Origin of the sequence: Xanthobacter autotrophicus (assembly GCF_029991245.1) — a bacterium.
Lineage (GTDB): Bacteria > Pseudomonadota > Alphaproteobacteria > Rhizobiales > Xanthobacteraceae > Xanthobacter > Xanthobacter autotrophicus_C.
On record NZ_JAIVFO010000172.1, the window covers coordinates 1 to 8,541 of the forward strand.

The window sequence follows — 8,541 nt, forward strand, 5'->3', positions numbered from 1 at the left end:
GGGCGGGGTTCCGGGGCGGCGCATGAAGCGCCACCCCGTCCCCTACGGGCGCCGGTCAGGGCTTGGCACCCGAAGCTTGATGGTGCGAAGTCACATCGGATCAGCCCGGTCCTGCCCACGGGCTTGGAGGTAGCTTATTCGTGATGTGACACTCACTCTTGTGTGACCGCGGAAAAAAGCAGTTTCAAGAAAAAAGTGAGACCGTGGCCGACAAAGCATGCTGTCGGTAACCGCGTCCGCACATCTCGCTAAATGAATGGTTGTAGCGGCGGGTGTGTTCCCGCGCTCCTGAGCGATCTTCAGTCCCGGCGGAACAGCAGGTTACCCATAAAGCCCACCGCGAGACTGCCCAGCGCAACCACGAGACCGTACAACCAGCCGTCCCTCTGGGAAAATTCTGCGATCTTTTGCTCAAAACCGGTCTTGTTCACATCGAAGCTCGTCAGTTCCGTAGCGGCAATGGATCCGTTCCGGAACACCTTGACCGCCACGCTATAGCGTCCCAGCGGCGCCGTTCCCGGAATGCCGACCTCCGCGCGGAACACGCGTGGCGCGAGGAAGCCGACGCCGCGGGGATCTTCGCGATAGACGCCCTGGGCGGCCTGGATGCGCAGGAAGGCGGTGCGGAACGGGTCGCTCGGCACCACATCGGTGAAGTCGGGTCCAACGCGCTGGACGAGGATGTTGTAGTTGAGGCCGATCTGCTCGACGCGCAGGGTTTCCGGGCTGGCCATCTGGTCGGTGGGGCGGCTGGAGAGCACGGCGAGGAAGGCCGGCGCCTCCACGAAGGTGCGGCTGTCCGAATTGACCCACAGGCCGAGCACGCGGGACTTGCGCCAGGTGGTGAAGCGTTCGCCGGGGCCGCGCACCGTCACCACCACGTCGATGGGGCCGTCATCGCCATTCTGGGCCTCGGCCACGCCGAAGACCACCAGCTCCGCGCCGGTGAAGCTCGACGTGATCCGAACCTGGGGCTGCGACACGGACACCACCAGCCCGCCCGCCTGCGCCGGCAGGGCGGCAAGCGCGATCAGGAGGGTCAGGAGCGCCCAGCTTGTCCGCAGGGTCCTCACGGCTGCGCCCGCCGGTCCCCTCGCGGCTGCACCCACCTTTTCCCTCACGGCTGTGCCCATCCGTCCCTTCACGGCTGCGCCTCCTGGGTGACGGCAAACGTATCCGCCGGCCGGCTGACGAGGTCGACGGCGACGCGCACCGCCACCGACAGGACCAGGATGCCGAGGAGCAGGCGCAGGTGCTCCGCCTTCAGGGTCTGCCCGGTGCGCGCGCCGAACTGGGCGCCCATGGTGCCGCCGACCATCAGCACGAAGGCGAGCACGGCATCCACGGTGCCGTTGGCCTCGGCGTGGAGCACGGTCGCCGCCGCCATGGTGACGAGGGTGAGCACCAGCGAGGTGCCCACCGATGTCTGGGTCGGCACCCGCAGCAGATAGATGAGCGCGGGAACCAGGATGAAGCCGCCGCCCACGCCGAGCACCGCGCCGAGCAGCCCGATGATGAAGCCGATGCCGATCACCGGTAGCGCCGAGACATAGATGCGCGAGCGGCGGAAGCGCATCTTCAGCGGCAGCCGCATGAACCAGGCCCGGGTGCCGGGGCGGCGCACCGTGGGCGGCAGGCCGTGCCGCATCCGCGCCATGGCCTTCAGGCTTTCCACCAGCATGAGCGAGCCGATGGCGCCGAGCAGCAGCGTGTAGGAAATGCGGATGGCCAGGTCCACCTGGCCGATCATCCGCAGCCACAGGAACAGGAGCACGCCGGACACGGTTCCGGCGAGGCCCCCGGTCAGCAGCACGCCGGCGAGGGTCAGGTCCATCATGCCCTTGCGCCAGTAGGACAGGGCGCCGGAGAACGAGGAAGCCGCCATGTAGGGCGACACGCTCGCCACCGCCACCGCCGGGGGCACGCCGGTGAAGATGAGGAGCGGCGTCATCAGGAAGCCGCCGCCGACGCCGAACATGCCGGAGATGAACCCCACCGCCAGCCCCATTGCGAAGACGGTGAAGATGGCGATCGGAAGCTCGGCGATGGGCAGGTAGATGGTCACGGCGGAACTTTCGCTGGCGCGCGGCGTCCCTGCCTATACGGCTGGAGTTTGATGGATGAAAGCTGAAGCGGCCCCGCCAGGCAAATGGACGTAAAGCCAAACGGCGAGTTGCACGCGCATGCCACCCTTGTACGTTGGCGCGAGCGCCTTTACCGCGGGTTCGGTTCGGGTGTGCCCTTCGGTTCGGGCGTGTCCTGGGACAGTGAGGCGACGAACAGGGCGGGTCGGGTGCCAAATCTCAAAACGTACGCTTTCATGGGCGGTCTGCTCGATTCCATCGACATCGCATTGTGCCTGTTCGATGCGGACGATCGCACACAGGTGTGGAACGACAGCTTCCTGCGCTTTTTTCCCGAGCATGCGGGCCACGTGCATTGCGGCGAGCCCTACCGGGAGAACCTGCGCCGTTTCTATGACAGCCGACTGGATGGCGAGGAGCGCCGGCACCTCGATCGCTATGTGGAGGAGGGCATTGCCCGCCACCGGGCGCAGTCGCGTCCCTTCGTCTTCACCCATCTGGGCCGCCGCCTGCGCGTCGCCTCCCTGCCGACGCCGGAGGGCATGCGCCTGCGCATCTGGCAGCACCTGCGCGAGGAGCAGCAGGAGCTGCCACCCGGCAGCTGGGATGTCTTTCCCATCGACCTGCTCGACCATATCGCCGATGGCGCCATGGTGCTCGACCAGAACGACCGCATCATCGCCACCAATGACGAGTTCCGCATTCTTTACGATGTGCCCGAAGGGCACTCGATCATCGGGGCCACGCTCCAGAATGTGGTGCGGGATGCCTGGGCCAAGGTCGATCAACCGGAACGCTGGTCCGACGGCTTCGTGCAGGACAGCCTGCATTTCGCCGGCGCGCCGTTCGAGGTGGAACTGCCGGGGGGGCGCTGGCGCCGCGTCATCGCCCGGCGCACGGCCTCCGGCATCGGCTATTTCACCCATTCCGACATCACCGAGCTGAAGCGCCAGCAGGCCGCGCTGGAACGCGCCCTGGCGGAATTGTCCGCCATCGCCGCCACCGATGTGCTCACCGGCCTTGCCAACCGGCGCGGCTTCGAAAAGGCGATCTCCGCCGCCTGGCGGGCCTGCGGCGTGGCAGGCACGCCGGTGGCGGTGATCATCATCGACCTCGACCACTTCAAGGCCATCAACGACCGGTTCGGCCATGCCGCCGGCGACGATTGCCTGCGGCGCATCGCGGCCGCCGTGCGCAGCGCGGTGACCCGCCCCGACGACCTCGCCGCCCGGCACGGCGGAGAAGAATTCGCCATCCTCCTGCCCAACGCCACGGCGGAGGAGGCGCTTGCCATCGGCCAGGGCATCCGCCGGTCGGTGCGCATGGAGCCGTGGGCCCAGGTGCATTCCGATCTCAGCCGGCTCACGGTGAGCATGGGCATCTGCGCGGTGAAGTCGGCGTGCGAGGTGGATATCGCCTCGGCCATTCGGCAGGCCGATGAGGCCCTGTACCGGGCCAAGAAGCGCGGACGCGACCGGATCGAAATTCAGCGCGCCTGACGGCTTGTCGGTCCCGGTCAAGCGGGGCTAGAGCGTTTTCCGCTCGCCCTGGCTCACGGCAATCGCTCCAGACTCTTGCATCGACGCGTTTTCTTCACGCGAAGCGGTGTCCACTTCGCTCGAAAACGCTCTTGCGCCACACCCTTTCCCCTCCGGTCCAGAGCCGGGACCGTTGGCATTCCGCCGCCGCGCTTCTGCAGCGAGCGCGACCAGCTGGCCGCAGAGCGCGCGGGCAAGGCCGGCGCGGGAGGCGCCGCGCGGAACACCCGAGCGTCCCGGCAGGTGAACGAAGAGAATGGGCGGCACGGCGCCCGCTCCTCGCGGCCATCCATGGGCCGCCGCGAGCGCGTGGAAATAGGCGGCGTTGCACAGATAGCGGCCGGCGTCGCGGGAGGCGCAGGCCGCGATGCCGGCCCGCCGAAGGGTCGCCACCCACGGCAGCGCCGGGGCGGTGGTGGAAAAGGCCTCCGCTTCGTTGGTCATGAGGCGTCGCCCCGGTGGATGCCTGCCCGCTGCGTCCGGGACCGTGCGGGCCGCATTCACCGCGCGGGTTTCAAGACAGACGCGCCGGCGCCGGGCGGCGACGCCCAGCAGCAGCACGGCGTCAAACGGGCGCCTCGTCATCAGCGCGTCGAGGCGCGGCAGTTCATCCCAGCGCGTGGGCAGGATCTCCAGCGCGATCTCTACGCCGGAGAGGGCCGGTCGCCTCACCCGCAGCAGGTCCATGGCGGCGCGCTGCGCGGGGTTCACCGGCATGCCCGGGAACGGCCCGAACGCCGTCACCAGAATGCGGAGCGGGCGCGCCACTACGCGCCCTCACAGCCCGATGAGGCCGGCGATCTCTGCCGCCGCCAGCGCCGGGGCCAGCGTTCCGGCGGCCACCTCCTGCTCCAGTGCCGGCAGGCGGGCCTTCACCGCGGGGTCGTGGGTGACCCGCTCGGCGAGGCGCTCGTTGAGCAGGGTCCACATCCAGCGCACCTGCTGCGCCCGGCGGGTGGCGGCGAAGGTGCCCGCCGCCTCGCACTTGGTCCGATGCAGCCGCACCTGCTCCCACACCTCGGGGATGCCGGCCCCGGTCAGCGCCGAATAGGTCAGCACCGGCGGCGACCAGTGGGGCAGGCGGGCGCCGAGCAGGTGGAGCGCGGTGCGATATTCGCCGGCCGCGGCGCGGGCGCGGGTGATGTTGTCGCCATCCGCCTTGTTCACCGCCACGATGTCGGCCAGCTCCAGCACGCCCTTCTTGATGCCCTGCAATTCGTCGCCGGCCCCCGGCAGCATCAGCACGAGGAAGGTATCGGTGAGATCGGCCACGGCGGTCTCGGACTGGCCGACGCCCACCGTCTCCACCAGCACCACGTCGAAGCCGGCGGCCTCGCACAACAGCATGGTTTCCCGCGTCTTTGCCGCGATGCCACCGAGTGTGCCGCTGGAGGGGGAGGGGCGGATGAAGGCGTTGGGATCCACCGCGAGGCGGGACATGCGGGTCTTGTCGCCCAGGATGGAGCCGCCGGTGCGGGTGGAGGAGGGGTCCACCGCCAGCACCGCCACCTTGTGGCCCTGCTGGGTCAGATAGGTGCCGAGCGCGTCGATGGTGGTGGACTTGCCCACCCCCGGCACGCCGGTGATGCCCACCCGGAAGGCGCCGCCGGTGCGCGGCAGCAGGGATTGCAGCAGCACCTGCGCCCGCCGGCGATGATCGGTGCGGCGCGATTCGACGAGGGTGATGGCCCGCGCCAGCGCCGCCCGCTCACCTTTGGCGACGCCCTGCGCAAGCTTCTCGTCGTCCTCGTGCCGTGCCGTCATGTTTGGTTCCCCCGTTCCGCAAAAGTTTTAATCCGGAACCTGTGTGTCAGCGTGAACGTTCTTCCAGCATAATTCCACTCCAACGGAGGACGAACGCATGAACTGGGATCGCATTGAAGGCAACTGGAAGCAGATGACCGGCAATCTCAAGGCGCAGTGGGGCAAGCTCACTGACGACGACATGACCGAAATCAACGGCAATCGCGAGATCCTCGAAGGCAAACTGCAGGAGCGCTACGGCTATGCCAAGGATGAGGTGAAGCGCCAGGTGGACACCTGGTCCACCAACATCCGCACCATGTGATCGCGGACCTTTCGGACCCGCCCCGCGCCACCCGGCGCGGGGCTTTTCTATGTGTTTTCAGTCGGCTGTAACCTTCATGATGCCGCTGCGGTCGAGACCCGCCAGCGCATCTGCCGCGCGCACGCCGCTAACCACGATATCGGGCGCGATCTCGGTCAGCGGCACCAGGGCGAAGGCGCGCTCCAGCAGGCGGGGATGCGGGATCTCCAGGTCCGGATCGGCGATATTTTCGTTTGCGAACAACAGGATGTCGATGTCGATGCGGCGCGGTCCGAAGCGCACCTCATGGGGCCGGTCGCGCCCCAGCATCCGCTCCACCGAAAGGGCCAGGAACAGCAGGCTGCGGGGCGGCACCGGGCTTTGGATTTCAACCACCTGGTTGAGGTAAGGCCCCTGCGGGATCGGCCCCCAGGGCGGCGTCTCGTAGAGCGAGGAGTGGGCGCCGATGGTCAGCCCGGCGCGCGCCAGCACCCCCAGCGCCAGCCCCATGGTGGCGGCCCGGTCGCCCACGTTGGAGCCCAGGCACAGATAGGCGGTGCGGCTGCTCACGAGGCGTCCCGGATGGCCTCGGCGACGCGCGCCGCCTGCACATGGGCCGCCACGTCGTGCACCCTGATGATCTCCACCCCGGCCATGATGGCGATGACGTTGGAGGCGATGGTGCCCGGCAGGCGTTCCGCCGGCACGGTCTCGATCACCTTTCCGATCAAGGACTTGCGCGAGGCGCCGAGCAGGACCGGCAGGCCCAGCACGCGCAGTTCGCCGAGGCGGCGGATGGCGGACAGGTTCTGCGGGAAGCTCTTGCCGAAGCCGATGCCGGGGTCGAGCACCAGGCGCTCGCGCTTCACGCCGGCCTTGTCGGCCGTATCGAGAGCTTTCTCGAAGAAGTCCAGCATATCGGCGACGATATCGAGGGATTCATCGACTTCGGTTCGGTTGTGCATGATGACGGCCGCGGCGTCGTACTCCGCCACCACTTTCGCCATGTCCGGGTCGCGGGAAAACCCCCACACATCGTTGACGATCACCGCCCCCGCCTCCAGCGCCCGCCGGGCGACGAAGGCCTTGTAGGTGTCCACGGAAATGGGCACGCCGGTTTCGGCGGCCAGCGGCGCGAGCACAGGGGCGAGGCGCGCCCATTCGTCCTCGGCCTCCACCGGGGTGTGGCCCGGCCGCGTCGATTCGCCACCCACGTCCAGCAGGTCAGCACCCTCGGTCAACAGCCGCCGGGCATTGGCGAGGGCGCTGTCCGGCGCGGCGCTGGCGCCGCCGTCGGAGAAGGAATCGGGCGTCACGTTCAGGATGCCCATGACGAGGGTGCGCGGACCGAGCGCGAGGGCGCGGCCACGGGCAAGAAGGGTGCGGGAGGGAGCAGCGGGCAAGGAGGGGCAAGCCTGGGCACGAACACGGGGAGGGGATCCCAATGAACCGCGCGGCGCCCGCCTTTGCAACAGGGGCCGAAACGAAGACAGGGCGCAGCCGGCGCCGCGCCCTGTGGGAAGAGGTGGAACCTGCCGTGCCGGCGCAGCTACTGCGCCGCCACCCCGGTGCCGATGGGGCAGGAGACGCCGGTGCCGCCGAGGCCGCAATAGCCGGCGGGGTTCTTCGCCAGATACTGCTGGTGGTAGCCTTCCGCGAAATAGAACGGCCCCAGCTCCGCGATCTCGGTGGTGATCGGCCCGAAGCCCTTGGCCTTCAGCGCCGGCTCGTAGGCGGCCTTGGCCGCTTCCGCCGCCACCCGCTGGGTGGCATCGCTCACATAGATGCCGGAGCGGTACTGGGTGCCCACGTCGTTGCCCTGACGCATGCCCTGGGTGGGGTCGTGGGATTCGAAGAACAGCCGCACCAACTCGTCATAGGTCACGGCCTTGGGATCGTAGACCACCAGCACCGCCTCGGTGTGCCCGGTGCGGCCGGAGCACACTTCCTCATAGGTGGGGTTCTCGGTGATGCCGGCCACATAGCCGACGGCGGTGGCCCACACGCCGGGGGTTTGCCAGAACTTGCGCTCGGCGCCCCAGAAGCAGCCGAGGGCGAACACGGCGGTCTCGAACCCGGCGGGGTAGGGGCCCTTGAGGGCATGGCCGTTGACAAAATGGGTCTCGGCGGTGGGCACCGGCGTGCTGCGGCCGGGCAGGGCATCGGCCTTGGTGGGCAGGTCGAGGGACTTCTTCAGCCAGAACATGGCGGGCTCCTCGCGGGGGCGCCGCGCCGGGCATCGGACCCGTCGCGCGCGAAAGGGCAGAAGGGAAGCGCCGGCGGCAAGCCGGGCCGGATCCCCAATATGGGACGTCCCCGCCGTTTCCGCGAGGGGGTGCCCCTCGCCCGACCGCGTTAACGCGTTTTCTTCACGCGAACCGGTACCCACTTCGCTCGAAAACGCTCTAGCGCGAAACCTCGAAGCGCGAGCGCTCGCGCACCCGGCCGAGGGCGAGGAGGATGAGCCCCACCACCACCAGCAGCAGGAAAGCCGGCAGGGACAACAGTGGCAGGATGGCGGTGTTCCAGACCAGCGGCAGGCCGGCGCGGCCGGAGCGTTCCGCCTGTTCCAGCGTGCCCGGCGACAGCGCGAACCAGGCGTCTCCGGTGGAGGTGAACACCAGCGCGGAGGACGCGATGGAGCGCGTGCCATCGACGATGAGGGCGACAAAGCCGCCGGCCACGAGCCAGAATCCGATGAAGCGGAACAGGAAGCGGATCATGGGTGGGCGCCTGGCTCCCTTGCATCTGCGGGCTGCGCGCCCGGCCGTTCCCATTTAGGCGGGATCGGGCGAAATTGCACGCCCCTCGGTGCGGGGGGCAGGGAGGGGGCAGACTTTCTCCGCGTACACCCGCCGTCAGTGTCCTGTCC

The 8,541-nt window shown here is 68.7% G+C and carries 10 protein-coding genes; 2 read left to right on the forward strand and 8 right to left on the reverse strand.

Translation table 11 applies throughout. The features are described from left to right. Positions 1 to 299: 299 nt before the first annotated feature. The gene (locus K9U41_RS20240; RefSeq protein WP_282642656.1) at positions 300 to 1,073 is read right to left on the reverse strand and encodes a TIGR02186 family protein; all 774 of its coding nucleotides are present in this window, start codon (positions 1,071 to 1,073) and stop codon (positions 300 to 302) included. A gap of 68 nt (positions 1,074 to 1,141) precedes the next feature. Further along, positions 1,142 to 2,065 carry a sulfite exporter TauE/SafE family protein gene (locus K9U41_RS20245; protein WP_282642657.1) on the reverse strand — a complete coding sequence of 308 codons (924 nt, stop codon included), beginning with the start codon at positions 2,063 to 2,065 and terminating at the stop codon, positions 1,142 to 1,144. Positions 2,066 to 2,320: 255 nt separating this feature from the next. Between K9U41_RS20245 and K9U41_RS20250 the strand changes: the two genes are divergently transcribed. Continuing rightward, entirely contained in the window at positions 2,321 to 3,583 is a 1,263-nt protein-coding gene (locus K9U41_RS20250) for a GGDEF domain-containing protein (protein ID WP_282642658.1), read from the forward strand. Between the two features lie 27 nt (positions 3,584 to 3,610). Here the strand turns inward: K9U41_RS20250 and K9U41_RS20255 are convergent, their stop codons facing one another. Further along, entirely contained in the window at positions 3,611 to 4,390 is a 780-nt protein-coding gene (locus tag K9U41_RS20255; protein WP_282642659.1) for a peptidase C15, read from the reverse strand. A gap of 9 nt (positions 4,391 to 4,399) precedes the next feature. Then, entirely contained in the window at positions 4,400 to 5,386 is a 987-nt protein-coding gene (meaB, locus tag K9U41_RS20260) for a methylmalonyl Co-A mutase-associated GTPase MeaB (protein ID WP_138401205.1), read from the reverse strand. A 97-nt stretch (positions 5,387 to 5,483) separates the two neighbouring features. Between meaB and K9U41_RS20265 the strand changes: the two genes are divergently transcribed. Beyond that, positions 5,484 to 5,690, forward strand: a complete 207-nt coding sequence (locus K9U41_RS20265) for a CsbD family protein (RefSeq protein ID WP_012114510.1) — start codon at positions 5,484 to 5,486, stop codon at positions 5,688 to 5,690. Between the two features lie 57 nt (positions 5,691 to 5,747). On the opposite strand, the gene folK is transcribed toward K9U41_RS20265, so the two are convergent. The 4 genes from folK to K9U41_RS20285 all read right to left on the reverse strand — a co-directional run bounded on the left by folK (position 5,748) and on the right by K9U41_RS20285 (position 8,392). Continuing rightward, on the reverse strand, positions 5,748 to 6,239 hold the full coding sequence (gene folK / locus K9U41_RS20270; protein WP_282642660.1) for a 2-amino-4-hydroxy-6-hydroxymethyldihydropteridine diphosphokinase: 492 nt from the start codon (positions 6,237 to 6,239) through the stop codon (positions 5,748 to 5,750). Further along, positions 6,236 to 7,072, reverse strand: a complete 837-nt coding sequence (folP, locus tag K9U41_RS20275; RefSeq protein WP_432715834.1) for a dihydropteroate synthase — start codon at positions 7,070 to 7,072, stop codon at positions 6,236 to 6,238. The genes folK and folP overlap by 4 nt, the downstream gene beginning before the upstream one ends. Positions 7,073 to 7,218: 146 nt before the next feature. Beyond that, a complete protein-coding gene (msrA, locus tag K9U41_RS20280) occupies positions 7,219 to 7,875 on the reverse strand; it encodes a peptide-methionine (S)-S-oxide reductase MsrA (RefSeq protein WP_282642661.1) in 657 nt (218 codons plus the stop codon). Positions 7,876 to 8,074: 199 nt separating this feature from the next. Continuing rightward, positions 8,075 to 8,392, reverse strand: a complete 318-nt coding sequence (locus K9U41_RS20285) for a hypothetical protein (protein ID WP_282642662.1) — start codon at positions 8,390 to 8,392, stop codon at positions 8,075 to 8,077. Between the last annotated feature and the right edge of the window lie 149 nt (positions 8,393 to 8,541).

What these genes read in the sequence shown, in the direction of transcription:
- K9U41_RS20265 (WP_012114510.1), top strand. Translation starts at nt 5,484, where the DNA reads ATGAACTGGGATCGCATTGAAGGCAACTGGAAGCAGATGACCGGCAAT.
- K9U41_RS20250 (WP_282642658.1), top strand. Translation starts at nt 2,321, where the DNA reads ATGGGCGGTCTGCTCGATTCCATCGACATCGCATTGTGCCTGTTCGAT.
- K9U41_RS20285 (WP_282642662.1), bottom strand. Translation starts at nt 8,392, where the DNA reads ATGATCCGCTTCCTGTTCCGCTTCATCGGATTCTGGCTCGTGGCCGGC.
- meaB (WP_138401205.1), bottom strand. Translation starts at nt 5,386, where the DNA reads ATGACGGCACGGCACGAGGACGACGAGAAGCTTGCGCAGGGCGTCGCC.
- msrA (WP_282642661.1), bottom strand. Translation starts at nt 7,875, where the DNA reads ATGTTCTGGCTGAAGAAGTCCCTCGACCTGCCCACCAAGGCCGATGCC.